The organism is Mesorhizobium sp. M7A.F.Ca.MR.362.00.0.0, assembly GCF_004023175.1.
Taxonomy (GTDB): domain Bacteria; phylum Pseudomonadota; class Alphaproteobacteria; order Rhizobiales; family Rhizobiaceae; genus Mesorhizobium.
In genome coordinates, this window is sequence record NZ_RZTF01001107.1 from 1 (window position 1) to 241 (window position 241).

General features: G+C 34.4%; 1 protein-coding gene. It reads right to left on the reverse strand.

Annotated features, from left to right (window positions below):
- On the reverse strand, positions 1-241 hold a 241-nt coding region (locus EOC06_RS39295; RefSeq protein ID WP_164899106.1), incomplete at both ends, for an EAL domain-containing protein.

Consider the following 241-nt stretch of genomic DNA (forward strand, 5'->3'; position numbering starts at 1 on the left):
AGTAATTGGAAACTCAGCTAGAGAGGAAAGGGAGGAATAGCCTGTCCCAAAATCATCAATAGAGATAGTTACACCTAATGCTTTTAATGCATGTAGTTTAGGCAGAACTGCTTGTAAATTATTAATAGCAGTTTGTTCTGTGATCTCTAAATCTAAAAAGGAGGAATCTAATTTAGAGATAGCTAATGCTTGTTCTACATTGGTCAAAAGATTTTCCTGATAAAATTGTTTCGGAGAAAGG